This window comes from Streptomyces sp. WG7 (genome assembly GCF_049975785.1).
Lineage (GTDB): Bacteria > Actinomycetota > Actinomycetes > Streptomycetales > Streptomycetaceae > Streptomyces.
Map to the genome: position 1 here is coordinate 78,565 of NZ_JBNGGE010000003.1, position 24,893 is coordinate 103,457.

General features: G+C 72.5%; 18 protein-coding genes and 1 pseudogene. 10 read left to right on the plus strand and 9 right to left on the minus strand.

Annotated features, from left to right (window positions below):
- Window positions 1-13: 13 nt before the first annotated feature.
- Both ACP4J0_RS04930 and ACP4J0_RS04935 read right to left on the minus strand, forming a co-directional pair.
- Window positions 14-3,040 carry an NACHT domain-containing protein gene (locus ACP4J0_RS04930; protein WP_426597349.1) on the minus strand — a complete coding sequence of 1,009 codons (3,027 nt, stop codon included), beginning with the start codon at window positions 3,038-3,040 and terminating at the stop codon, window positions 14-16.
- Window positions 3,041-3,124: 84 nt separating this feature from the next.
- Window positions 3,125-4,060: an AraC family transcriptional regulator gene (locus tag ACP4J0_RS04935; protein WP_426597525.1), complete on the minus strand. Its 936-nt coding sequence runs from the start codon at window positions 4,058-4,060 to the stop codon at window positions 3,125-3,127.
- A 156-nt stretch (window positions 4,061-4,216) separates the two neighbouring features.
- Here ACP4J0_RS04935 and tkt point away from each other — a divergent pair, with 156 nt between their 5' ends.
- Genes tkt through ACP4J0_RS04970 form a run of 7 tightly spaced genes read left to right on the plus strand, consistent with a single transcriptional unit; the run spans window position 4,217 to window position 14,328 of the window.
- A complete protein-coding gene (gene tkt, locus ACP4J0_RS04940) occupies window positions 4,217-6,346 on the plus strand; it encodes a transketolase (RefSeq protein ID WP_426597350.1) in 2,130 nt (709 codons plus the stop codon).
- A 38-nt stretch (window positions 6,347-6,384) separates the two neighbouring features.
- Window positions 6,385-7,554, plus strand: coding sequence for a transaldolase (gene tal, locus ACP4J0_RS04945; RefSeq protein ID WP_426597351.1), 1,170 nt, complete (start codon window positions 6,385-6,387; stop codon window positions 7,552-7,554).
- Window positions 7,551-9,338 carry a glucose-6-phosphate dehydrogenase gene (gene zwf / locus ACP4J0_RS04950; protein ID WP_426597352.1) on the plus strand — a complete coding sequence of 596 codons (1,788 nt, stop codon included), beginning with the start codon at window positions 7,551-7,553 and terminating at the stop codon, window positions 9,336-9,338. Before tal ends, zwf begins: the two co-directional genes overlap by 4 nt.
- Window positions 9,335-10,270, plus strand: a complete 936-nt coding sequence (gene opcA / locus ACP4J0_RS04955; RefSeq protein WP_426597353.1) for a glucose-6-phosphate dehydrogenase assembly protein OpcA — start codon at window positions 9,335-9,337, stop codon at window positions 10,268-10,270. The genes zwf and opcA overlap by 4 nt, the downstream gene beginning before the upstream one ends.
- A 4-nt stretch (window positions 10,271-10,274) precedes the next feature.
- Window positions 10,275-11,927, plus strand: a complete 1,653-nt coding sequence (pgi, locus tag ACP4J0_RS04960; protein WP_426597526.1) for a glucose-6-phosphate isomerase — start codon at window positions 10,275-10,277, stop codon at window positions 11,925-11,927.
- A gap of 1 nt (window position 11,928) precedes the next feature.
- Window positions 11,929-12,810: a phosphogluconate dehydrogenase (NAD(+)-dependent, decarboxylating) gene (gene gnd / locus ACP4J0_RS04965; RefSeq protein ID WP_426597354.1), complete on the plus strand. Its 882-nt coding sequence runs from the start codon at window positions 11,929-11,931 to the stop codon at window positions 12,808-12,810.
- A 57-nt stretch (window positions 12,811-12,867) separates the two neighbouring features.
- Window positions 12,868-14,328: a membrane-associated oxidoreductase gene (locus ACP4J0_RS04970; RefSeq protein WP_426597355.1), complete on the plus strand. Its 1,461-nt coding sequence runs from the start codon at window positions 12,868-12,870 to the stop codon at window positions 14,326-14,328.
- Here the strand turns inward: ACP4J0_RS04970 and ACP4J0_RS04975 are convergent.
- The gene (locus ACP4J0_RS04975; protein WP_426597356.1) at window positions 14,315-16,111 is read right to left on the minus strand and encodes a bifunctional sugar phosphate isomerase/epimerase/4-hydroxyphenylpyruvate dioxygenase family protein; all 1,797 of its coding nucleotides are present in this window, start codon (window positions 16,109-16,111) and stop codon (window positions 14,315-14,317) included. The genes ACP4J0_RS04970 and ACP4J0_RS04975 overlap by 14 nt on opposite strands.
- Window positions 16,112-16,126: 15 nt before the next feature.
- Window positions 16,127-17,005 carry a shikimate dehydrogenase gene (locus ACP4J0_RS04980; protein ID WP_426597357.1) on the minus strand — a complete coding sequence of 293 codons (879 nt, stop codon included), beginning with the start codon at window positions 17,003-17,005 and terminating at the stop codon, window positions 16,127-16,129.
- Between the two features lie 206 nt (window positions 17,006-17,211).
- Between ACP4J0_RS04980 and ACP4J0_RS04985 the strand changes: the two genes are divergently transcribed.
- Together ACP4J0_RS04985 and ACP4J0_RS04990 are read left to right on the plus strand one after the other, a co-directional pair.
- The gene (locus ACP4J0_RS04985; RefSeq protein ID WP_426597358.1) at window positions 17,212-17,877 is read left to right on the plus strand and encodes a TetR/AcrR family transcriptional regulator; all 666 of its coding nucleotides are present in this window, start codon (window positions 17,212-17,214) and stop codon (window positions 17,875-17,877) included.
- 162 nt (window positions 17,878-18,039) lie between these two features.
- Complete coding sequence (locus ACP4J0_RS04990; protein ID WP_426597359.1) at window positions 18,040-19,404, plus strand: MFS transporter; 1,365 nt, start codon at window positions 18,040-18,042, stop codon at window positions 19,402-19,404.
- 164 nt (window positions 19,405-19,568) lie between these two features.
- On the opposite strand, the gene ribA is transcribed toward ACP4J0_RS04990, so the two are convergent.
- On the minus strand, window positions 19,569-20,237 hold the full coding sequence (ribA, locus tag ACP4J0_RS04995; protein WP_426597360.1) for a GTP cyclohydrolase II: 669 nt from the start codon (window positions 20,235-20,237) through the stop codon (window positions 19,569-19,571).
- A gap of 89 nt (window positions 20,238-20,326) precedes the next feature.
- On the opposite strand from ribA, the gene ACP4J0_RS05000 reads away from it, so the two are divergent.
- Window positions 20,327-21,085: a creatininase family protein gene (locus ACP4J0_RS05000; RefSeq protein ID WP_426597361.1), complete on the plus strand. Its 759-nt coding sequence runs from the start codon at window positions 20,327-20,329 to the stop codon at window positions 21,083-21,085.
- Window positions 21,086-21,273: 188 nt separating this feature from the next.
- Here ACP4J0_RS05000 and ACP4J0_RS05005 read toward each other — a convergent pair.
- The 4 genes and pseudogenes from ACP4J0_RS05005 to ACP4J0_RS05020 form a co-directional block, all read right to left on the minus strand.
- Window positions 21,274-22,209, minus strand: a pseudogene (locus ACP4J0_RS05005) (lysylphosphatidylglycerol synthase transmembrane domain-containing protein); the annotation flags it as partial.
- A complete protein-coding gene (locus tag ACP4J0_RS05010; protein WP_426597527.1) occupies window positions 22,206-23,150 on the minus strand; it encodes an SAM-dependent methyltransferase in 945 nt (314 codons plus the stop codon). The pseudogene ACP4J0_RS05005 and the gene ACP4J0_RS05010, both read right to left, overlap by 4 nt.
- The gene (locus ACP4J0_RS05015) at window positions 23,078-24,220 is read right to left on the minus strand and encodes a glycosyltransferase family 4 protein (RefSeq protein WP_426597362.1); all 1,143 of its coding nucleotides are present in this window, start codon (window positions 24,218-24,220) and stop codon (window positions 23,078-23,080) included. The genes ACP4J0_RS05010 and ACP4J0_RS05015 overlap by 73 nt, the downstream gene beginning before the upstream one ends.
- 179 nt (window positions 24,221-24,399) lie before the next feature.
- Window positions 24,400-24,798 carry a 6-pyruvoyl trahydropterin synthase family protein gene (locus ACP4J0_RS05020; RefSeq protein WP_426597363.1) on the minus strand — a complete coding sequence of 133 codons (399 nt, stop codon included), beginning with the start codon at window positions 24,796-24,798 and terminating at the stop codon, window positions 24,400-24,402.
- Between the last annotated feature and the right edge of the window lie 95 nt (window positions 24,799-24,893).

Consider the following 24,893-nt stretch of genomic DNA (forward strand, 5'->3'; position numbering starts at 1 on the left):
GACCAGCCGGAGCTCACGCCCGGAAGCGCCGCAGCAAGCCGGTCCGGGGCCGCCTGTCGGTCCCGGACCGGCCCTCGTGGCGCACGACCACCCGATCGGCCGGGAACGACTCCAGACCGTGCACCTTGCCGGCGTCCACGAGGGTGATGTCGATCTTCGCCCTCGGCACGTCGCGCAGCGGGGACAGGTCGACGGGCGCCTGGTAGCTCTGGCAGGTCAGTCGCAGGGTCAGGGAGGTCAGCGCGGGGTGCGCCGCCGCGAACTCCGGGACTCCGGCGTCCGTCAGGACCCCGTCCACGGTGAGGCTGGTGATCCGGGGCAGCGGCACCGTGGGGAGCGGGACGCCGTGCGGCGAGGACAGGGTGAGAGACCTCAGCTGTGCGGCTCCGGTCAGGAAGCCCAGGTCCGCTCCGGCCGGCAGCCGGTGCAGGGTGAGCTCCTCCGCCGGGCTCTCGGCCAGGACGGCCAGCTCCTCGATGACATCGCAGGACTCGACGACGAGCCGGCGCAGTCCGTCGAGCGGTGCCAGGGAGGGCACTGAGAACGACACGGCGCTGGACAGCGCGACCGACAGGGAGTGGACCCGCAGGGGGACCAGGGACTCGACGAGGCCGGCGGTCAGCAACTGGCCCCGCACGGACAGGTGGGGCACCCGGTCGAGCACGTCGAGGCAGGCGACCTGCTCCGGGGCGGACAGGTGCAGTGTCAGGTCGTCCATCGGCAGGCCGGCCAGTACGTCCTCGGCGAACGACCGTGCGTCGAAGTACGGCCAGGAGGCCGCCACCTCCTGGCGGACGATACGGTCGGGCACGCCCTGGAACCGGGCCATCTGGTCCAGCGCCGCCGCACCGCCGATCCGGGCGATGGTCATCACCGTGGCCCGCGCCTGCTCCGGTCCCAGGCCCTCGGGACGCGGCAGCAGGTCGAGGACGATGTCACCGGCGGTGGCGAGCTGTTCGGCGTCCGCCGGAGAGGCGGGGGGAATCAGCTCACCGGCCCGCAGGAGCACCGCGGCGCGGACGGCCGGGTCGAGGGTGGTGGCGTGCTCGAGGCACGCGGCGGCGAGCAGGTGGTAGCGACGGCGCAGTTTCGGGTCGGCGCTCTGGTCGCCCAGTGCGACCAGCTTGCGCAGCAGGTAGGCGCGTTCACTGTCGCGGGCGTGGCCGACGGCGAGCCGGACGACGTCGTCCCACTGGTCGTCACGGCCGGACTCCGCGAGGAGGTCGAGGTCCTCGGCCTCGACGGCGGCCTTGGCCCCGAGGTAGTCCTGGAACGTGCGGTGGATGAAGTCCACCATGCCCGCCGAGGGTTCCCGCAGCAGCCCGCTGCGCAGCAGCAGGTAGCGGAAGACGTCCTGGGCCCGGTCGGGTGGCGCCAGGTGCGGCATGGCGGGGAGCTTCTCGCGGATGATGCGGACCGCGGTGCTCTGGGCCGCCTCGGAACGCCCGTTGCGGATCAGCCAGTACGCGACCCGCTGGAGGAGCTGGACCTGGGCCTCCTCCGTGGGTGCCAGGCCGGGGGGCGCGGGGATCTCGCGCTCCTTGTCACGGCGCACCAGCAGCATGGTGAGCGCGGCGGCGTACAACTCCATGCGGCGTTCGGGGAGGTGGGTCAGCCGGTCGCGGTGCAGAGCGCAGATGAGCGCGCACATCAGCGGATTGGTGGCCAGCCGGTACAGGTCGTGCTTCTGCCGCAGGCTGGCGCGCAGGGCTTCGCGGCAGCGTTCGACCGCCTGTCGTTCCTCGGGTTCGCCGACCGTGGTGAGGACGGCGTCGTGCCAGCGGTGGACGAACCGGTCGACGTCCTGGCGGGTCATCGGCAGCAGGTTGAACTCGGCGAAGTCGACCTCTTCCAGCCAGTGGGTGTCCACGGCGGAGGGCCGGGTGGTGACGAGGAAGAAGTTCCTCGGGTAGAGCTCGATCAGGTCGAGCAACCACCGGCGCACGCCGGGGCGTTCGCTTTCGGAGATCTCGTCCACGCCGTCGATGAGCACCATGCCGCGGCCGCTGTGCAGGACCCGGTCGGCCCAGTGCTCGGGCTGGAGCCCGTGCAGCATGTTGCCCACGGCGTGGAGGAACCGCTCGGGGCCCGGCATCCCCGGAGTCTGGGCGAGCGCGCGCAGTGGCAGCACGAACGGCACCCGGCCGCGGAGCTCCGCCAGTTCGTCGGGGAAGGAGTTCTGCGCGGCCGAGACGGCCAGCCACTGCAGCAGCGTGGTCTTGCCCGATCCGGCCATGCCCCGCAGCATCGCCCGGTTGCATCCGGTGAACGCCTCTTCGACACGTCGGCGGTTGGCCGACGGCGAACCGCCGTCACGCTGCGATGCCAGTTCCAGGTTGAGGTAGGCGGTGTCCAGGGGCCAGTTGGCCTGTCCGGGATCGCTCAGGTCGAGGCCGAAGATGTTGAGTTTGCCGTACTTGCGTTCCAGGTGGGCGAGATAGCGTGTCTCGAACTCCTCGTCCGCGCTGCCGGGGCGGGGGATGCGGTCCACCAGCGCGTCCAGCAGGCGCAGTGTCTCGTCGAGCATGCGGGTCTGGGCCACCTGGGCGCGGGCGACGAAGGTCGAGCGCTGGGTGAAGAAGTGCAGGATGTGCAGGCAGCTCAGGTCGAGCAGGCTGTCGTACAGAGCGGTGGCGTCGGCGGAAAGGTCCCTTGTGGCGTCCCCACGGGCGGCCGTCAGGCGTCGCGCCAGCTCGACCCGGCCGAGCCGGACCGCCTGTACGTCGTCCATCTCCAGCTCGCCGAGGGCGCTGAGGGTCGCCGCGAGGGCGTCGGCGAGCGCTTCGCGTTCGTCGGACTTCACCGGGGGTTCGTGCGGGTTGGCGTCGATGGCCGCCTTCACCAGCTCCCGCGCGATCTTCCACATGTCCAGGTTGCTCAGTCCGCGCTTCTCCCCGCCCCACCCGATGAGCCGCGACACGCGTACCGGCTTGTCCACGAGGCCCGCGCCCGGCCCCTCCTGGACGAAGAGTCTGGCGATGATCGGCCGCGCCACCGCCGAGGCGATGCGCGCGGTCGTACCGATGCTGGCCGGATCCATCAGACCCCCCGAACCGACGTACCAGTGACAAGCGCTCCTAGAGCATAGGGAGTCGGGAGGGGCGGGTGCAGGTGTCCGGTGATCTCAGCGCAGCTCCGCCCGGAACACCGCCGGTGTCTGGTCCGTGTGCTGATGGAAGAACTTGGAGAAGTTCGCCGCGTCCGGGAAGCCGACCGCCGCACCGACCCGGCCGATCGGCATGTCGGTGTGGGCGAGGAGACGCTTGGCCTCCAGGACGACGCGTTTGTCGATGAACCCTTTGGGTGTCTCGCCGGTGGCGGCGCGCACCGCGCGGACGAGGGTGCGGCGGGAGTAGCCGAGCGCGTCGGCGTAGGCGCTGACGCTGTGGTTGGTGGCGAAGTCCCGTTCGACCGCGTCCCGGAAGAGGGTGAAGGTGGTGTCGCCCGGCGCGGCCGCCTGCCCCTGCCGTGCCGCCTCGGCGGAGCTGACGGCGAGATGCGCGAGACGCAGCAGGAACGCGGACAGCGTGTGGCGCAGTACGGCGGTGTGCAGGCTGAGGGGCAGGGTGGTGGCGTCCTCGTACTCGCGGCGGAGCTGGTCGAGCGCGGCCGTCAGCCTGGCGAGCCGCGCCTCGTCGGGGTGGAGCAGGGGCGGCAGGTCGTAGCGGTAGAGGCCGGTGGCCTCGACGGTGGCGCGGGGCAGGAAGCCGGGCTGCATGGTGAGCACCGTTCCGCGGTACTCGCTGCGCGGCGAGAAGCGGTGGACCTGTCCGGGCCGGATCCACAGCAGATCGCCGGCCGTCGCCTCGTACTCGGCGAAGTCGATCATGTGGCGGACCGGGCCGCCGGTGAAGAGCATGACGACGTGGAAGTCGATGCGGTGCACGCGGTGCAGCGGCGCCTGCGCGTGCCAGGTGCGGCCGGCGCCCATGGGGCCGACCTGCATGCCGACGCCGAGGAGGCTGAGATCGACCGGGAAGGGGAAGGTTCTGATCCCGTCGCCGTACCCGCTGCCGCCGTCACCGCCGCCGCTGCCGTCTTGATGGTTTTCGTCCGCCATGTCCTTCTCGTGCCGTCCCGCCCGTACGTCCCGCGCCGGGGCGTGTCCCAGTTTCACCACAGGCTGGCACATCAGGACCTTCACTCTCAAAAGTCAGACTTTTAAGTTTGAACACGTCAAGCCCGTTTCTCCGCTCCGATCGAGGACTTCTTGAAGATGAGCACGCACACAATGGACAGCGCGGACCGCTTCGAATGGACCGAACTCGACCGGCGTGCCGTCGACACCGCCCGAATCCTCGCGGCCGATGCCGTGCAGAAGGCCGGCAACGGCCACCCCGGCACGGCGATGGCCCTCGCCCCGGCGGCGTACACGATCTTTCAGAAGGTGATGCGGCACGACCCCGCCGATCCGGAGTGGACCGGCCGTGACCGCTTCGTCCTCTCCCCCGGTCACACCTCGCTGACGCTGTACACCCAGCTCTACCTCGCCGGGTACGAGCTGGAGCTGGACGACCTGAAGGCCTTCCGGACGCACGGCTCGAAGACGCCCGGCCACCCCGAGTACGGCCACACCGCCGGCGTGGAGACCACCACCGGCCCGCTCGGCCAGGGCGTCGCCAACGCGGTCGGCATGGCGATGGCGGCCCGCTACGAACGCGGCCTGTTCGACCCCGAGGCCCCCGAGGCCCCCGACTCCTCCGAGTCCTCCGGAACCTCCCAGCGCCCCGGGGACGAGTCCCCCTTCGACCACACCGTCTGGGCGATCGTCTCCGACGGCGACCTCCAGGAGGGCGTCTCCGCCGAGGCCTCGTCGCTGGCCGGCCACCAGAAGCTCGGCAACCTCGTCTTCCTCTACGACGACAACCACATCTCCATCGAGGGCGACACCGCGACCGCGTTCTCCGAGGACGTGCTGAAGCGGTACGAGGCCTACGGCTGGCACGTGCAGCGCGTCGAGCCCGCCGAGAACGGCGACGTCGACGTGCACGCGCTGTACGCGGCGCTGACGGCGGCGAAGGCGGAGACCGGCCGCCCCTCCATCATCGCCATGCGCACGATCATCGCCTGGCCCGCCCCGCACGCGCAGAACACCGAGGCCTCCCACGGCTCCGCGCTCGGCGAGGACGAGGTCGCCGCTACCAAGCGCGTCCTCGGCTTCGACCCCGAGCGGTCCTTCGAGGTCGACGACGAGGTCCTCGCCCACACCCGCAAGGCCCTGGACCGGGGCGCCCGGGCGCACGCCGCCTGGGACAAGCGGATCGCCAAGTGGCGCGGCGATCGGCCGGAACGCGCCGGGCTGTTCGACCGCGTGGTCGCCGGCCGGCTGCCCGAGGGCTGGGAGGACACCCTGCCGGTGTTCGAGACCGGCAAGGCCGTCGCCACCCGCGCCGCCTCCGGCAAGGTCCTCCAGGCCCTCGGCCCGGTGCTGCCCGAGCTGTGGGGCGGCTCCGCCGACCTGGCCGGCTCGAACAACACGACCATCGACAAGACCAGCTCCTTCCTCCCCGAGGGCAACCCGCTGCCGGAGGCCGACCCGTACGGCCGCACCGTCCACTTCGGGATCCGTGAGTTCTCGATGGCCGCGGAGATGAACGGCATCGCCCTGCACGGCAACACCCGCGTCTACGGCGGCACGTTCCTCGTCTTCTCCGACTACATGCGCAACGCCGTGCGCATGTCGGCGCTGATGCAGCTGCCGGTGACGTACGTGTGGACCCACGACTCCATCGGCCTCGGTGAGGACGGACCGACCCACCAGCCCGTCGAGCACCTCGCCGCCCTGCGCGCGATCCCCGGCCTGAACGTCGTCCGCCCGGCCGACGCCAACGAGACCGCGACCGCCTGGGCCGAGATCCTCAGGCGCCACTCGACCGGCCCGGCCCCGCACGGACTCGTCCTCACCCGTCAGGGCGTACCGACGTACGAGCCGAACCCGGACGCGGCGCGCGGCGGCTACGTCCTCGCCGACGCCTCCACCGGCGCACCGGACGTGGTCCTGATCGCCACCGGCTCCGAGGTGCAGCTCGCCGTGGCCGCGCGGGAGGCGCTGGAGGCGGAGGGCACGCCCGCGCGCGTGGTGTCGATGCCGTCCGTGGAGTGGTTCGAGGAGCAGCCGCGCGAGTACCGCGAGAGCGTGCTGCCGCCGTCCGTCAAGGCCCGGGTGGCCGTGGAGGCCGGTATCGGCCTGACCTGGCACCGGTTCGTGGGGGACGCGGGCCGCATCGTCTCCCTGGAGCACTTCGGCGCCTCCGCCGACGCCAAGACCCTGTTCACCGAGTTCGGCTTCACCGCCGAGCACGTCGCCGCCGCCGCCCGGGAATCCCTGGCCGCCGCCCGCGGCTGAGCCGACCGGAACCACCGGTCCGACCGCAGAAAGAGAAGATGATCACTGTGACCGAAGCAACCGCGACCGCGGGAGCACTGCGACGCCTGTCCGACCAGGGCGTCTCCATCTGGCTGGACGACCTGTCGCGGCGGCGGATCGAGTCCGGCAACCTCGCCGAGCTGATCGGGACGAAGCACGTCGTCGGCGTCACCACCAACCCCTCGATCTTCCAGGCCGCCATCGGCTCCGGCGAGGGCTACGAGGAGCAGCTCGCCGACCTCGCGACCCGGGGCGTCACCGTCGACGAGGCGGTCCGCATGATGACCACCGCCGACGTCCGCGCCGCCGCCGACGTGCTGCGCGAGGTGTACGACGCCACCGGCGGCCGGGACGGCCGGGTCTCCATCGAGGTCGACCCGCGTCTCGCCCACGACACGCGGGCCACCATCGCCGAGGCGCGTCAGCTGGCCTGGCTGGTCGACCGCCCCAACGTGATGATCAAGATCCCGGCGACGAAGGCCGGTCTCCCGGCGATCACCGAGGTCGTCGGCGCCGGCATCAGCGTCAACGTCACGCTGATCTTCTCCCTGGAGCGCTACCGCGAGGTCATGGACGCCTACCTCGCCGGCCTGGAGAAGGCGCAGGCGGCCGGGCACGACCTGGCCGGCATCCACTCCGTGGCCTCCTTCTTCGTCTCCCGCGTCGACAGCGAGATCGACAAGCGCCTGACGCTGCTGGGCACGGACGAGGCCCTCGCCCTGAAGGGGAAGGCGGCGCTGGCCAACGCGCGACTGGCCTACGCGGCGTACGAAGAGGTGTTCGGATCCGTCGGCGGTCCGACGCGGCCGGGTGACCGGTTCACCGCCCTGGCGGGCGCCCGCGCCAACGCCCAGCGCCCCCTGTGGGCGTCGACCGGGGTGAAGGACCCGGCATTCCGGGACACCCTGTATGTGGAGGAGCTGGTCGCTCCCGGCACCGTGAACACGATGCCGGAGGCAACCCTGGACGCCGCCGCCGATCACGGTGACGTACGGGGCGACACGGTCACCGGTGGTTACGCCCAGGCCCGGGCCGACCTCGCGGCCGTGGAGCGGCTCGGCATCTCGTACGACGAGGTGGTGCAGCAGCTGGAGCAGGAGGGCGTGGCCAAGTTCGAGGCGGCCTGGCAGGACCTGCTCGACGCCGTGACGAAGTCCCTCGACAGCAAGGGAGTTGACGGGGAATGAGCGAGGACCTTCCCGCTACGACGGTCCACGAGACCAAGGCGACGAAGGAGGCCAAGGAGGCGAGGACGGCCCGGGACGCCGCGGGACCGCGGCTCGCCGAGGAGGCCGAGGAGTCCCGCGCCGCCGGGACGCCGAAGGCGTCCAAGGCGCCGCGGACGGCCGGGTCCGCCCGGACCGCCGAGAAGTCCCGGGCGGCCGAGACCGCCGAGGGGGCGAAGGGGGCGGGCGCCGGCGAGCAGGCCGTCGCGCCCGTCGCACCCCTCGACTGGAGCAACCCCCTGCGCGATCCCCAGGACCGCCGCCTCCCCCGCATCGCGGGCCCGTCCGGACTGGTCATCTTCGGTGTCACCGGTGACCTGTCCCGCCGCAAGCTGATGCCGGCCGTCTACGACCTGGCCAACCGCGGCCTGCTGCCGCCGGGCTTCTCCCTGGTCGGCTTCGCCCGCCGGGACTGGGAGAACCAGGACTTCGCCGAGGTCGTGCACGACGCCGTCAAGGAGCACGCGCGCACGCCGTTCCGCGAGGAGGTGTGGCAGCAGCTCGCCGAGGGCATGCGCTTCATCCCCGGCGCCTTCGACGACGACGACGCCTTCGAGCAGCTGCGCAAGTCCGTCGAGGAGCTGGACGCCTCCCGCGGCACCAGCGGCAACTACGCCTTCTACCTCTCGGTGCCGCCGAAGTTCTTCCCGAAGGTCGTCCAGCAGCTCAAGAAGCACGGGCTGACCGACGCCCCGGACGGCTCCTGGCGCCGCGCGGTGATCGAGAAGCCGTTCGGGCACGACCTGGGCAGCGCCCGTGAGCTGAACGCGCTGGTGCACGAGGTCTTCGATCCGGAGCAGGTCTTCCGCATCGACCACTACCTGGGCAAGGAGACCGTCCAGAACATCCTGGCGCTGCGCTTCGCCAACCAGATGTACGAGCCGATCTGGAACCGGTCCTATGTGGACCACGTGCAGATCACCATGGCCGAGGACATCGGCATCGGCGGCCGGGCCGGCTACTACGACGGCATCGGCGCCGCCCGCGACGTCATCCAGAACCACCTGCTCCAGCTGCTCGCGCTGACCGCGATGGAGGAGCCCGCCTCCTTCGACGCCGCGTCGCTGCTCACCGAGAAGCTGAAGGTGCTGCGGGCGGTGCGGCTGCCGGACGAACTCGGCGAGCACACCGTGCGCGGGCAGTACGCGGGCGGCTGGCAGGGCGGCGCGCAGGTCCCCGGCTACCTGGAGGAGGAGGGCATCGACCCGGCCTCCGCCACCGACACCTACGCGGCGATCAAGCTGGGCATCGACAACCGCCGCTGGGCGGGCGTCCCCTTCTACCTGCGCACCGGCAAGCGGCTCGGCCGCCGGGTCACCGAGATCGCGGTCGTCTTCCAGCGCGCCCCGCACTCCCCCTTCGACTCCACCGCGACGGAGGAGCTCGGCGAGAACGCGATCGTCATCCGCGTCCAGCCCGACGAGGGCATGACGGTGCGGTTCGGCTCCAAGGTGCCGGGCACGTCGATGGAGATCCGGGACGTGTCCATGGACTTCGCGTACGGCGAGTCCTTCACGGAGTCCAGCCCGGAGGCGTACGAACGGCTGATCCTGGACGTCCTGCTGGGCGACGCCAACCTGTTCCCCCGTCACCAGGAAGTGGAGGAGTCCTGGCGGATCCTCGACCCGATCGAGGAGTACTGGGCCACGCACGAGCGGCCCGCGCAGTACGCCTCGGGCAGCTGGGGACCGCGGGAAGCCGACGAGATGCTCGCACGAGACGGACGGAGCTGGCGCAGGCCATGAGGATCGACCTGACCGACACCACGGCAAGCAAGGTCAACAAGGCGCTGGTGCAGGGCCGCCGCGCCATCGGCACCCCGGCCGTGGGCATGGTCCTGACGATGGTGATCGTCACGGACGAGGAGAACGCCTACGACGCGATCAAGGCGGCCGAGGAGGCCTCGCACGAGCACCCCTCGCGCACCCTGGTCGTCATCAAGCGGCACGCCCGCAACCTGCGCGACCGCACCCGCTCGCACCTCGACGCCGAGGTGCGGGTGGGCTCCGAGGCCGGCACCGGCGAGACCGTCGTGCTGCGCATGTACGGCGAGGTGTCCGAGCACGCCGACTCGGTCGTGCTGCCGCTGCTGCTGCCGGACGCCCCGGTCGTCGTGTGGTGGCCGGTGGAGGCGCCGGACAACCCCGCGCAGGACCCGCTGGGCGCGCTGGCGCAGCGCAGGATCACCGACCTGTACGCGGTCGAGCGGCCGATGGAGGTCCTGGAGCGCCGGGTCCGCTCCTACGCGCCCGGCGACACCGACCTCGCCTGGACCCGGCTGACGCTGTGGCGCTCCATGCTGGCCGCGGCACTCGACCAGGCCCGGGTGCCGGTGACCTCGGCGACCGTGGAGGCCGAGGCCGACAACCCGGCCGCCGAGCTGCTGGCCCGCTGGCTGGAGGCCCGGCTGCACGTCCGGGTCGACCGGGTGATCACCGACGGACCGGTCGTCACGGCCGTCCGCCTGGGCACCGCGAACGGCGAGATCGTCATCGACCGGCCGGAGGGACCGCTCGCCACGATGACCCTGCCCGGCCAGCCCCCGCGCTCCCTCGCACTGAAGGTGCGCCCCACCTCCGAACTCATCGCCGAGGAGCTCAGGCGCCTCGACGCGGACGAGATGTACGCCGTCGCCCTGCGCGGCGAGGCCGGCAAGGAGACCCCTGTCCATGTCTGACCCCATGTCCGACTCCCCGAAGCTCACCCGGCGCCCGGAGTGGACCGCGCTGGCGGACCACCGCGAGGACGCGCTGCGACGACCGGACCTGCGCGAGCTGTTCGCCGCCGACCCCGGGCGGGCGGAACGGTACGTCGTGCGCGTCGGCGACCTGCGCATCGACTACTCCAAGAACCTGGTCACCGACGAGACCCTGAACCTGCTGCGGGAACTGGCCTCGGCCACCGGCGTGTCCGACCTGCGCGACGCCATGTTCCGCGGCGAGCGGATCAACATCACCGAAGACCGGGCGGTGTTGCACACCGCGCTGCGCGCCCCGCGGGACGCGGTGATCGAGGTCGACGGCGAGAACGTCGTGCCCAAGGTGCACGCCGTGCTCGACAGGATGACCGCCTTCGCGGACCGGGTCCGCTCCGGCGAGTGGACCGGATACACCGGCAAGCGCATCCGCAACATCGTCAACATCGGCATCGGCGGCTCCGACCTCGGTCCGGCGATGGCGTACGACGCGCTGCGCGCCTTCACCGACCGCTCGCTCACGTTCCGGTTCGTGTCCAACGTGGACGGCGCCGACCTGCACGAGGCGGTCCGGGACCTGGACCCGGCCGAGACGCTGTTCATCGTGGCGTCCAAGACGTTCACCACGATCGAGACGATCACGAACGCGACGTCGGCGCGGTCCTGGCTGCTGGCCGGGCTGGACGGCGACGAGAAGGCCGTCGCCCGGCACTTCGTCGCGCTGTCGACGAACGCCGAGAAGGTCGCCGGCTTCGGCATCGACACGGCCAACATGTTCGAGTTCTGGGACTGGGTCGGCGGCCGCTATTCCTACGACTCGGCGATCGGGCTCTCCCTGATGATCGCCATCGGCCCGGACCGCTTCCGCGAGATGCTCGACGGCTTCCGCATCGTCGACGAGCACTTCCGCAACGCCGAGGCCCCGGCCAACGCCCCGCTGATCCTGGGCCTGCTGGGCGTCTGGTACGGCAACTTCATGGGCGCCCAGTCGCACGCGGTGCTGCCGTACAGCCACTACCTGTCGAAGTTCACGGCCTACCTCCAGCAGCTCGACATGGAGTCCAACGGCAAGTCGGTGGACCGCGACGGGCGTCCGGTGGAGTGGGAGACCGGGCCGGTGGTCTGGGGCACGCCCGGCACCAACGGGCAGCACGCCTACTACCAGCTGATCCACCAGGGGACCAAGCTCGTCCCGGCCGACCTGATCGGCTTCGCCCGGCCCGTCGCCGAGCTGAGCGACGAGCTGAAGGCGCAGCACGACCTGCTGATGGCCAACCTGTTCGCCCAGGGACAGGCGCTGGCCTTCGGCAAGACCTCCGACGAGGTCCGCGCGGAGGGCGTGCCCGAGGAGCAGGTGCCGCACCGCACCTTCCAGGGCAACCACCCGACCACCACGATCCTGGCCGGTGAACTGACCCCCTCCGTCCTCGGCCAGCTGATCGCGCTGTACGAGCACAAGGTGTTCGTCCAGGGCGCGGTGTGGAACATCGACTCCTTCGACCAGTGGGGCGTCGAGCTCGGCAAGGTCCTCGCCAAGCGCGTCGAGCCCGCCCTGACCGAGGGCGCCGACGTGCCCGGCCTCGACCCGTCCACGGCCGCGCTGGTGGCCGCCTACCGTGAACTGAAGGAAGTGCACTGACATGCAGATCGGTCTTGTGGGTCTCGGCAAGATGGGCGGCAACATGCGCGAGCGTCTGCGCAACGCCGGCCACACCGTCGTCGGCTACGACACCAATCCCGAGCTGGCCGACGTCAACAGCCTCGTCGACCTCGTCGAGCAGCTGGAGCGGCCGCGCGCGGTCTGGGTGATGGTGCCGGCCGGCGCCGCCACCCAGGGCGTCATCGACCAGCTGGCGACCCTGCTCAGGCACGGTGACACCGTCATCGACGGCGGCAACTCCCGCTGGACGGACGACGAGAAGCACGCCGAGGAGCTGGCCCGGCACGGCATCAACTTCGTCGACGCCGGTGTCTCGGGCGGCGTGTGGGGCCTGAAGAACGGCTACGCGCTGATGGTCGGCGGTGAGAAGGAGGTCGTCGACGACCTCAAGCCGATCTTCGACGCGCTCAAGCCCGAGGGCCCCTACGGCTACGTCCACGCGGGCAAGGTGGGCGCCGGGCACTTCTCCAAGATGGTCCACAACGGCATCGAGTACGCCATGATGCAGGCCTACGCCGAGGGCTGGGAGCTGCTGGAGAAGGTCGACTCCGTGGACAACGTCCGCGAGGTCTTCCGCTCCTGGCAGGAGGGCACCGTCATCCGCTCCTGGCTCCTCGACCTGGCCGTCAACGCCCTCGACGAGGACCATCACCTGGACAACCTGCGCGGTTACGCCCAGGACTCCGGCGAGGGACGCTGGACCGTCGAGGCGGCCATCGACAACGCCGTGCCGCTGCCCGCGATCACGGCCTCCCTGTTCGCGCGGTTCGCGTCCCGGCAGGACGACTCGCCGCAGATGAAGATGATCGCCGCGCTGCGCAACCAGTTCGGCGGGCACGCGGTGGAGTCGGCCAAGAAGTAGCACGGCGTGGCAGTAACACGTTGACGCGACCGGCCGGTTCGGGTCAGAGTCCCCGCGATGGAGATCAACGACCTGACACCGGCCGAGGCGCGCGTCTGGCGGGCCTTCGCCACGGGAACCGCCGTGGACTTCCGCGCCGCGGACGACGAGGACCCGGCCGACGGCGGCACATGGGGCCCCGAACGGAGCGTACGGGGGAGCGTGTTGAGGGCGCTGCTCCTGGACGGTCCCCAGGAGGACGGCGAGGTGGCGGCGCTCAGTCTGGCGGGGGCGCGCGTCACCGGCCCGCTGGAGTTGCAGTACGCGACGGTGGACCACCCCGTGCGGCTGCGGCACTGCCACGTCGACGAGGTGCCGAGGCTGTACGCGGGGCGGCTGCGCGAGGTGAACCTGAGCGAGTCCGTGCTGCCCGGGCTGATCGCGCACGCCGTCCGGGTCGAGGGGGTGCTGCGGCTGACCCGCGCACGGTTCGGCGGGATGGTGCGGCTCGGCGGGGCGGAGGTCACCGGGAGCCTCTACCTGGAGAGCACGGAGATCCACGCGCCGGACGCCGAGGGGCCGGTGCTCCAGCTGAACCAGGCGGTCCTCGGTGCCGACCTGTGGGCGCCCGGGCTGCGCGCCCGGGGCGAGGTGCGGCTCACCGGCGCACGGGTGGCCGGGGCGGTCAACCTCACCGACTCGGTGCTGGATCATCCCGGCGGCACCGCCCTGCAGGCCGAGACGCTCGCGGCCGAGGCCGACGTGGTGATGCGGCACGCCGAGGTGCGGGGCCGGCTGGAGCTGCGCGGCGCGCGCATACCCGGCCGTCTCGACCTCTCGCACGCGCGCCTGGCCAATCCCGGGGGGACCGCGCTGCGCGCGAGTAGTTCCGTGATCGGCGAACTGTGGCTGCGCCAGGGCCCGAGGCCGGAGGGCGCCCTGAACCTGCGCCGCGCCCAGGTGGACGTGCTGTTCGTCGAACCGGAGGCGGTACCGGGCTGGGTCCAGCTGAACGACCTCACCTACACGTCGCTCATCCCGCACGAGCCCGCCACAAGACGGCTGCCGATGCTGGAGAAGGGCGACAGCTACCTGCCCTTCACCTACGAGCAGTTGACCGCCGCCTACCGCCGGATCGGCGACGACGACGCGGCCCGGCTGGTCCAGCTCGCCAAGCAGCGGCGGCGCCGTCGCACTCTGCCCTGGTACGGCCGGCTGTGGGGGCACCTCCAGGACGTCACGGTCGGGTACGGCTTCCGTCCGCTGCGCGCGGGTGGCTGGCTGCTGTCACTCCTCGCGGTCGGCTCCGTCGCGTACGGGCTGCGCCACCCGCCGCCCCTCAAGCCCGCGGAGTCCCCCGACTTCGATCCGGTGTTCTACACCCTGGACCTGCTGCTGCCGGTCATCTCCTTCGGCCAGGAGAACGCCTTCGCCCCGAAGGGCGGGTACCAGACGCTGTCCTACGTGCTGATCGTCACGGGCTGGATCCTGGCGACCACCGTGATCACCGGCCTGACCCGCACGGTCAGCCGCCAGTGAACCCCCGCACCGCGTGCTGCGCGGCCAGCCGGACCGGCGCGTTGGCCGCGCCGTAGCCGCGGTAGCCGCCGTCGCGCTGGACGAGTTCGAAGAAGACCCGGCCGACGGTGTGCGTGTAGCAGTGCCGGAAGGTGCCGTGGGCGTCGCGGTCGTAGAGGATGCCCAGCTCCCGGTACGTCTCCAGCTCGCCGTCGGCGAACTCGAAGCGGGCGGCGAGGTCGTCGTAGTAGTTGGCGGGGATCGGCAGCGGCGCGCCGCCGGCGGCCCGGAAGCGGCGGGCGGCGGCGACCACGTCGTCCGTGGCCAGGGCGATGTGCTGGGCGTGCGCGGTGTCGTCGGTGGGTGCCGCGCCGACGGTCAGGACGATACGGACCCCGCCGTCCTCGGTGGTGACGGCGCGGCTGCGCAGCAGGCCGTAGGGGTCGGCGACGTCCACGCTCTCCTGCGGGCGCAGCCCGAGGACGCTGCGGTGGAAGAGCGCCGCCTCGTCGAACTGGTGCCAGGGCTGGGTGAGGGAGAGGTGGTCGACGCGCCAGCCCGGCTCGGCGTCGGCAGGGGCACCCGTGTCCTCGAAGTCCGCCCGCCAGTCGGGCAGTCCGGGGCGTGCGGTGGCACAGAGGAACAGCTCCGTGCCGTCGGGTGCGGCGACCGCCTCCAGCGGGGCGTCCCCGGGGGCGCGGCGGCGCGGCAGCACCGGAGCGAGCAGTGCCTCGGCGCGGCGCGCCGCCCCGGCGGGGTCGGGCGACTCCAGGCCGACGGCGGCGAGCCGGGTGCCGTCGCGGCGTTCGGCCGGCCCGGTGTTGACCAGGACGCGGGCGTCGCCCCGCTGCCACAGGTCGACGGGTTTGCCGCGGTGCCGTGCGGTCCGGGCGAAGCCCAGCGCGCCGAGCACGGCCGAGACGGGGGCGGCGTCCGGCGTGACCAGTTCGGCGAAGGCGACCCCGGTGGGCGCGGCGGGTGCGGGCGGCGCGGCGAGGCCGACCGTCTCCTGGAGGAGCAGCAGGGAGCGCTGGGCGTCCACGGCCGTGGGGCCGGCCTCGGACTGCCGGAAGACGTCGTTGAAGACCTCCAGGGACAGCGGACCGTCGTAGCCGGCGCGCAGTACGTGCCGCAGCAGCCCCGCGACGTCGAAGCCGCCCTGGCCGGGGAAGCAGCGGTAGTGGCGGCTCCACTGGAGGACGTCCATCGCGAGCAGCGGGGCGTCGGCGAGCTGGAGGAAGAAGATCTTCTCCCCGGGGATGTCCTCGATGCCCTGGGGGTCACTGCCCCGCGAGAGGATGTGGAAGCTGTCCAGGCAGGTGCCGAGCGCGGGGTGCCCGGCGCTCTTCACCACGCGCCAGGCGTGGTCGTACGTGCTGATGTGACGGCCCCAGGCGAGCGCCTCGTAGGCGACGCGGACGCCGTGGTCCTGGGCCAGGCCGGCGAGCCGGTTCAGCTGCTCGGCGGCGAGGGCGTCGTCGTCCACGGCGTGCGGGGAGACGCTGGAGCAGACCAGGACGGTGTCCGCGCCGAGTCTGCGCATCAGCTCGAACTTGTGCCGGGCGCGGCGCAGCGCGCGGGCGAACTCCTCCTCGGGCAGGGCCTCCATGTCCCGCATGGGCTGGTAGAGGTCGACGGTGAGCCCGAGGTCGGCGCAGTGGGCGCGGACCTCCTCGGGGGTCAGGGGGCTGGCCAGCAGGTCGTTCTCGAAGATCTCCACGCCGTCGAAGCCGGCCAGGGAGGCCGCCGTGAGCTTCTCGGTGAGGGATCCGCTGAGGGAGACGGTGGCGATGGACGTCCGCACGTGGCTGCCTCTTTCCTACTGCTGGGCCCCGAGGGCGCCCGCCAGGTCGGTGATGTCGGCGAGCATCCGCGCGGCGTCGGGTTCCCGCCCGGTGAACAGCCGGAACGCGTCCGCGGCCTGGAAGACCGCCATGCCCCCGCCGTCCAGCGTGGCGCAGCCCAGTGCGCGGGCGGTGCGCAGCAGCTCGGTCTCCAGGGGGCGGTAGACGACCTCGGCGACCCACAGCCCGGGGTGGAGCTCGGCGGCGGGCAGGGGCAGCCCGGGGTGGGCGGCCATGCCGGTGGGGGTGGCGTGCACGAGGCCGTCGGCCGTGGTCAGCAGCCCGGGCAGCCGGTCGGATGCGGCGTGGGCGGCGCGGCCGTCCCCGAAGTGCCGGTTCAGCTGGGCGGCGAGTGCGGCGGCCCGCTCGGGCAGCGCGTCGACGACGGTGATCCGCCCGGCGCCCAGGGTGAGCGTGGCGTGCGCGACGGCCGCGCCCGCGCCGCCGGCGCCGAGCTGCACGATCCGCTCCAGCGGCGCGTCGGGCAGTCCGCGGGCGAAGGAGGCGGCGAAGCCGGTGACGTCGGTGTTGTGCCCGGTTGCCCGGCCGGCGCCGTCGAAGACGACGGTGTTGACCGCGCCGAGCGCCTCCGCCTGCGGGGCGAGGGCATCCAGGTGCTCGATGACGAGCTGCTTGCACGGGTGCGTGATGTTCAGGCCGTCGAAGCCCAGGTCCCGGGCCGCGCGCAGTAGGTCGCCCACCGCCTCGGGCGGGACACCGAGGGTGTCGATGTCGATCAGCCGGTACAGGTAGCGCAGACCCTGCCGGTCGGCCTCCCGCTCGTGCAGTGCCGGGCTGAGCGACGGGCCGATGCCGGAACCGATCAGTCCGACGAGATACGAGTCCTTGGCCACCGGGGACGACCTCCTGCGCGGCTCGGGCTTTCCCGCCCGAGCGACCAATGTACGAACCAGTACGTTAGTCATAGCAGGAGGGCGGGGCGTGTGGGAAGGCGGAGGCTCCTAGAATCACCGGCACGCCCCCGGCCCGCAGTCTCGCCCCTCAGCCACGCCCCACAGCCACGCGCCCCTCAGCCTCCTCCCGCAGCCGAAGGAACCCGATGACCAGCCTCGACGAACCGGCACGATCCGGCGCGCGCACCCGCGACGCCGCCCGCACCCGGGCGGAGATCCTCGACGTGGCGACGCGGGAGTTCGCCCGGGCCGGCTACGACGGGGCCCGCGTCGACGAGATCGCCGCCCGCACCCGCACCACGAAGCGGATGATCTACTACTACTTCGGCGGCAAGGAGCAGCTGTTCACGGCCGTGCTGGAGCGGGCGTACGGCGTGATCCGGGAGGCCGAGCAGCAGCTCGACGTCGAGCACCTGGACCCGGTGGCGGCCATCAGGCGCCTCGCGGAGGTGACCTTCGACCACCATGAGCGGCACCCCGACTTCATCCGCCTGGTCAGCATCGAGAACATCCACGGCGCCGAGCACATCGCGTCCTCGGAGATGCTGGCCAGCATCGGCTCCCCGGCACTCGACGTGATCCGCCGGATCCTGGCGGACGGGCGGCGGTCCGGCCTGTTCACGGCCGACGTCGACGCCGTCGACCTGCACGCGATGATCAGCTCCTTCTGCTTCTTCCGGGTCGCCAACCGGCACACCTTCGGCGCCCTGTTCGGCCGCGACCTGGTCGCCCCGGACCAGCGCGAGCACTACCGGACCATGCTCGGCGACATGGTGATCGCCTACCTGACGGCGGAGCGCGCGGCCGACTGACCACCGCGGCGGCGGGGCGCCGGGACCTCTTGACACACGGGAAACGTGCGCGCAACATCCCTTCCCAACCGCGACTAACTACCCAGTGGGTTAATTAGCCGATCGGCACTTCTCCCCTCCGCTCACTCCGCCCGCCGTGGAGCCCCCCGAAGGAGCAACGCCGTGTCCGTCCCCGCCCCCGCGTCCCATGACGCCGCCCCGCCCGGCCAGCCGAAGAAGGCCGCGACCGCCGCCTGGATCGGCAGCGCTCTGGAGTACTACGACTTCTTCATCTACGGCAGCGCCGCCGCGCTGATCTTCCCCGAGGTCTTCTTCGACGAGTCCGACCCGGCCACCGCGACCCTGCTGTCGCTGGCCACGTTCGGTGTCGCGTACGCCGCCCGCCCGGTCGGCGCGTTCTTCCTCGGGCACGTCGGCGACCGCATGGGCCGCAAGAAGATCATGGTGTTCACGCTGATGCTGATGGGCGTGTCGACGTTCCTCATCGGCTGCCTGCCCACCCGCGACCAGGTCGGCACCCTCGCCCCGGTCCTGCTGGTGCTGTGCCGTGTCCTGCAGGGCATATCGGCGGCCGACGAGCAGGCCAGCGCCAACTCCATGACGCTCGAGCACGCGCCATCGCACAAACGGGGCTTCTTCACCAGCTTCACCCTCAGCGGCACCCAGGGCGGGCAACTGCTCGCCACCCTGGTCTTCCTCCCCGTCGCCGCGCTCCCCGAGGAACACCTGCTGTCCTGGGGCTGGCGCGTGCCGTTCTGGCTGAGCGTCGTGGTCGCCGTCGTCGGCTACGTCATCCGCCGCAAGCTGGACGAGACCCCGGCCTTCACGCAGCAGACCGCCACGGAGGGCGTCGTGAAGATGCCGCTGGCCGTGCTGGCGCGCGACCACTGGGCGGACGTGCTGCGGGTGGTCGCGGGCGCGCTCATCGCCTCGGTCAGCACCATCTTCACGGTCTGGGCGCTGGCGTACGCCACCAGTGACTCGGTCGGCATGTCCCGTACCGCCATGCTGTGGGTGGGCGCCCTCGCCAACGTCGTCGCGCTCGCCGCGATCCCGCTGTGGGCGACGCTGTCCGACCGCATCGGGCGGCGTCCGGTGTTCCTGATCGGCGCGGCCGGCAGCGCGGTGACGATGTTCCTGTACCTGTGGGCGATCTCGACCGGCTCCTACCCGTTGACGTTCCTCACGGGCATCGTCGCCTTCGGCGTCGTCTACAGCGCCGCGAACGGCGTGTGGCCCGCCTTCTACGGAGAGATGTTCTCCACCCGGGTCCGGCTGTCCGGCGTGGCGATCGGTACGCAGATCGGCTTCGCGGTGGCCGGGTTCGCGGTGACCTTCGCCGCGCGGATCGCCGGTCCGGACGGCGACGACTGGTTCGCCGTGGCCCTGTTCACGACGGCACTGTGCGTCCCGCCGGTGATCGCCGCGCTCTCGGCCCGCGAGACCCACGAGGTCCCGACCCAGGAGCTGGGCGAGCACGCCCGGCGGGAGGCGGCCCGGCGCGAGACGGAGACGGTGACGGCCTGACGGCGCCGGGCGGTCCCCGGCCGCCCTCCCCGCGCACGCCGCCGCCCCGGACCAGGATTCCGCGGTGGCGGCGAGGGCGTGGCGGCGGAACTCCCCGGACCGGGGCGCGCGCCGGCACGTACGGCGGCCAACGAGGCCTGAAACGGCGCGGTCGCCGGCACGGTTCAGGACAGGTGCGCCACGGCGTCCAGGTGGGGCAGGTGGTGGTCGAGCCGCTCCCGCTTGGTCCGCAGGTAGGTGATGTTGCTCTCGCACGGCGGTATCAGCAGCGGCACCTGCTCTGCGACCTGGATGCCGTGCCGTACCAACGCCTCCCGTTTGCGGGGGTTGTTGGACATCAGCCGTACGGACCGCACCCCGAGGTCCTCCAGGACGCGGGCGGCGACGCCGTAGTCCCGGGCGTCGACCGGCAGGCCGAGGGCGAGGTTCGCCTCCACCGTGTCCAGGCCCTCCGCCTGCAGCGCCATCGCGCGCAGTTTGCCGAGCAGTCCGATGCCGCGCCCCTCGTGGCCGCGCAGGTACACGACGACGCCGCTGCCCGCGGCGGCCACCGCCCGCAGCGCGGAGGCGAGTTGGTCGCCGCACTCGCAGTGCCGCGAGCCGAGGGCGTCGCCGGTCAGGCACTCCGAGTGCAGTCGGGTGAGCACGCCTTCGGCGCCCGGGTCGCCGTGGACGAGCGCCACCTGCTCCTCGCCACGCTCGTGGTCGAAATAGCCGAACGCCCGGAATTCCCCGTACACGGTGGGCAGGGGTGTGACCACGACGCGTTCCACGTCCGTGCGCCGTGACCGCTGCGACACTTTCTTGCCGATTACACCGATTTTTTCTGTCATGATTCTCGCGTTCCTCAACAGATTGCTCAACAGATTGCCCAGCAGACGGCTCAGCGGATTGCCGGGCGGAGACGAAAGGCCGTGCGGGAATGGACGTTTCACTGGTACCGGCGGACACGAGCGCGGACGTGCGCGAACGGGGCTCCGGGGCGCCGCGGCAGGTCGCGGTGCTGCCGGTGGGGAGTTTCGAGCAGCACGGCCCGTATCTGCCGCTGGCGACCGACACGCTCGTCGCCTGCGCCGTCGCACGGGGGATCGCCGCCGCGTACCCGGTGCACCTGCTCCCGCCGGTGACCATCGGCTGCTCGCACGAACACGCGGACTGGCCGGGGACCGTCAGCATCTCCTCCGTGACCCTGCATGCGGTGATACGGGACATAGCCGACTCGCTGCGCCGCTCGGGCGTCGACGCCCTGGTGGTGGTCAACGGGCACGGCGGAAACTACGTACTGGGGAACGTCGTCCAGGAGTCCACCGCCCGCGGCGAGCGGATGGCGCTGTTCCCCGCCGCGGAGGACTGGGAAGCGGCGCGGGAACGTGCGGGGGTGACCACTTCGCTGCTCACCGACATGCACGCGGGGGAAATCGAGACCTCCATTCTTCTGCATACGCACCCCGAATACGTCAGGCCCGGTTACGAGGCCGCCGATTTCGTCGCGGACGACCGGCGTCATCTGCTCTCCCTCGGTATGTCCGGCTATACCGAATCCGGTGTCATCGGGCGTCCTTCACTGGGTTCGGCGGAAAAGGGGAAGGAACTGCTGGCCGGCCTCGCGGATTCCTTCGGGATGTGTTTCGCGCTGCTGACGGCGGTGGCGGGCACGGTGTCGGACGGTGAGCCCGGGTAGTGGCGTCGGGCGGCCCCCGCGCGCGGCGCGGCCCGGAGCCGACGGCTCGGAGCCGCCGGCTCGGAGCCGCCAGCTCGCGGCCCCGCGTGCCGGCGGGCGACGAGCACGACGGCACCGGGCAGGCTCGCCGCGAAGCAGAGCACCCCGTAGACCACGGCCACGCCCAGCCCGATGCCCGCTCCCAGCCCGGCCGCGCCGAACGCCCAGGCGGTGACGCCCTCCCGGGGCCCCCATCCGCCGACGTTCAGCGGCAGCCCCATGGCGAGCAGCGCCAGCACGGCCAGCGGCGTCAGTACGGCGACGGAGGCGCCGCTGCCCGCCACTCGTGCGGCGAGGACGAACATCGCGAGGTGCCCGGCCAGTACGACGACGGACGACACGAGGACCCCCGGCAGGCTGCGCCGGGACAGCAGCCCTTCGCGTGCCTCGGCGAGCGTCGTCCGCAGGGCCCCGGGTTTCCGCTGCGGTCCGGGGTCCGGACGCGCGGGCGCCCGGTTCACGCGCAGAGCGAGGACGACGGCGAGCGCGCCGAGTACGGCCATCCCCGCGAACGGTGCGATGCTCCGGGTCGCGGCCCGCACGGGGGACGGCACCGTGAACAGCACCGCGACGCCGACGCCGACCAACACGATTTGTCCGGCGGCGCGTTCGAGGACGACGGCCCGCACACCGCGCCCCAGGTCACCGGCGCCGCGTCCGTGCCGTACCGCGCGGTGCACGTCGCCGAGGACGCCACCGGGGAGGGCGGCGTTGAGGAACAGGGCACGGTAGTAGTCGGCGACGGCCGGTCCGAGGGGCAGCCGGATGCGCAGCGCCCGGGCCACCAGGGCCCAACGCCAGGCGCTGGACACCGTGGTGACCAGCCCGATCCCGAGCGCCGCCAGCAACGCGGGCCCGTCGATCCGGCGCAGCCCGTCCAGGAGGACACCGGTCCCCGTCCGCCACAGGAGTACGGCGAGGACGGCGGTGCCGGCGAGGCTGCCCAGGTGGGCGCGGCGGGCGCGGCGGGCGCGGCGGGGAGGATGTCCGGGAAGGTCGCCGGCAGGGGGGCCGGCGGTTGCCGCGGTGTCCCGGCGTACGACCGCCGCCGGCAAGGCCCTCACCGGTACGGTCGGTGCGCTCACGAGGCCCTGCCCGCCGGCCGGCCCAACGCCAGCAGGTCGGTGTGGTGGACGACGACGCGCAACTCCCCCGCGGCGCGGGACGCGAGACGCTCGTCCAGGTAGCGGGGGGCCCGTTCCCGCAGCTCCGGGCGCTGTTCGACGGCCGCGCCGACCCAGCCCCGCAGCCACTGGTCGGTGAGCGCGGCCTCGCCCGGGCCCAGCCGCCAGGGGCTGGGGCGCGTCCGTACGGTGGCGCCGTGCGCGGCGAAGGCCGCCGTCGCCGCGGTGACCGCGTCCGGGCCGAGCAGGCCGGTGCGCCGCTGGTGGTCGTTGAACGCCTCGGCGATCTCGGCGTCCAGGGGGTGGGCGGGGGTCAGGTCGACGCGCCCGGCGACGGAGAGGGTCAGCAGCGCCGCGCAGCCGGCCGAGGCGCAGACGGCGGCGAGCGTGCCGACCTCCTCGGTGGTGAGGACGTCGAGGAGCGCGGACGCCGTCACCAGCGCGGCGCCGGTCAGCGCGTCCGGGGTGAGACGGGCGAGGTCGCCGCGCCGGGTCTCGACCGTGACGCGACTGCCGTCGGCGGCCGAGCGCGGGGCGGCGACGGCGGCGAAGTGCAGGAGGTACGGGTCCCGGTCGTGCAGCACCCAGTGCTGGGCGCCGTCGAGCAGCGGCGCGAGCCAGCGTCCCATCGAGCCGGTGCCGCAGCCCACGTCGTGCACGACCAGTCCGTCCGCCCGCCCGGGCAGGCCGGCGAGGCGGATCCGCAGCGGGTCGAGCAGGCCGCGCGCCCGCGCGGCGGCGTCGGCGGGCTCGCGCAGCCGCAGCCACTCGGGCGCGTAGCGCGGAGGTTCGCCGGAATGCCCCGGGGCGGCCGGCGCCGTCGTCTCCCTCATGCCGTCCTCCGGGGTTCGCCGGGCAGCCGGTGCAGTACCGCGGCCAGGCTCCGTGCCGTGGTCGCCCAGCCGTTCAGGGCGGCGCGGCGACCGCGTGCCGCGGCCTTGAGCCGGCGTCGTACGTCCGCTTCGCCGAACCAGCCGCGCAGTTCGGCGGCGAGGGCGGCGGGGTCCTCCGGCGGCACGAGGATGCCGGGCACCCCGCCGTCGGGAGCGCGCCCGACCGCCTCCGGAACGCCGCCGACATCCGTGGCCAGCACGGGGATGCCGCGCGCGAAGGCCTCCGTCACCGCCATGCCGTACGTCTCGGCGTACGAGGTGAGGACCATCAGGTCGGCGGTGGAGTAGGCGGCGTCCAGCTCCGCGCCGGCCCGCGGGCCCGCGAGCACCAGCCGCTCCTCCAGACCGTGCCGCGCGATCAGTGCCCGCAGCCGGTCGACGTACTCCGGGTCGTGACCGAGCCCGCCCACGCACACGCAGCTCCACTGCGGGTCGGTGACGGTCGCCAGGGCCTCCACCAGCCGGTGCTGGCCCTTGCGGGGGGTGACGGCGGCGACGCACAGCAGCCGGGAGACGCCGTCGGTGCCGGGCGCGAGGGGCGCGATGTCGGCGCCGGGGACGGCGACGTGGACGCGGCCCGGGTCGAGTCCGTGGTGGGAGACGAGGCGGCGGACCGCCCAGTCGCTGGTGGCGACGACGGCGGGGACGGCGCGCAGTACCGCGCGTTCGCGGGCGTCCAGTCCGGCGGCCACGGCGCGGTCGAGGCCGGTCTCGTCGCCGAGCGGGAGGTGGACGAGGACGGCCATGCGCAGCCGCTCGGTCTCCGGTACGACGATCTCCGGGACACCGCAGGCGACCAGCCCGTCGAGGAGGACGACGGCACCGTCCGGCAACCGGCGCAGTACGCGGGCGAGTTCCGCGCGGGCGCCGTCGTCCGGCCGGGGCCAGTCACCGGCCACCGGCAGCCCCCGCACCCGCCAGCCGAAGCCGGGCAGGTCGAGCCGCACACGCCGGTCGTAGGCATTGCCGCCGCTCGGCGCGGCCGGGTCGTCGACTCCGCCCGGCATGACGAAGTGCACCGAGCGCAGGGCCATGGGGATGATCCCCCCGCTCCTCGGGGACGAAGTCACCGCGGACATCTGCCCGGACGCCTGTACGGACAAATGCCCGGGCGTCGGCCCGGCCGTCGGCCCGGACGCCGGAGCGGGCACCTGCCCGGGCGTCGGCCCGGACGCCCGCGCGGACGTCCGCCCAGGGACGCAGGTGGGCCGAGGCCACCCGGCCGCCGTGCCGGTGGACGTGCCGGTGGACGTGCCGGTCACAGCGCACGCTCGTAACTCGCCCAGGCGACGTGCGACTCGTGCAGGGTGACGGTGAGACCGGCCAGCCCCCGGGCCCCTTCCCCGAGCGCGCCTTTGTGCACGCGCTCGGCGAGCCGGTCGGCGACGACCTTCGCCAGGAACTCGGTGGAGGTGTTGACGCCGGCGAAGTCGGGTTCGTTGTCGAGGTTGCGGTAGTTCAACTCGCCGACGACGGCACCGAGTTCCCGGGTGGCCAGCCCGATGTCGACGACGATGTCGTCCTCGTCCAGCTGCTCGCGCCGGAAGGTGGCGTCCACGAGGAACGTCGCTCCGTGCAGGCGCTGCGCGGGCCCGAAGACGTCGCCGCGGAAGCTGTGGGCGATCATGATGTGATCGCGGACGGTGATGCTGAACAACGGACGACCCTCCAGGTGTGGCACGTCTGATCCCCCGCCGATCGCTGCGCGGGGGTGCCGTCTATTACGGCCCGGTGCCTTCCCTTGTTCAGCGG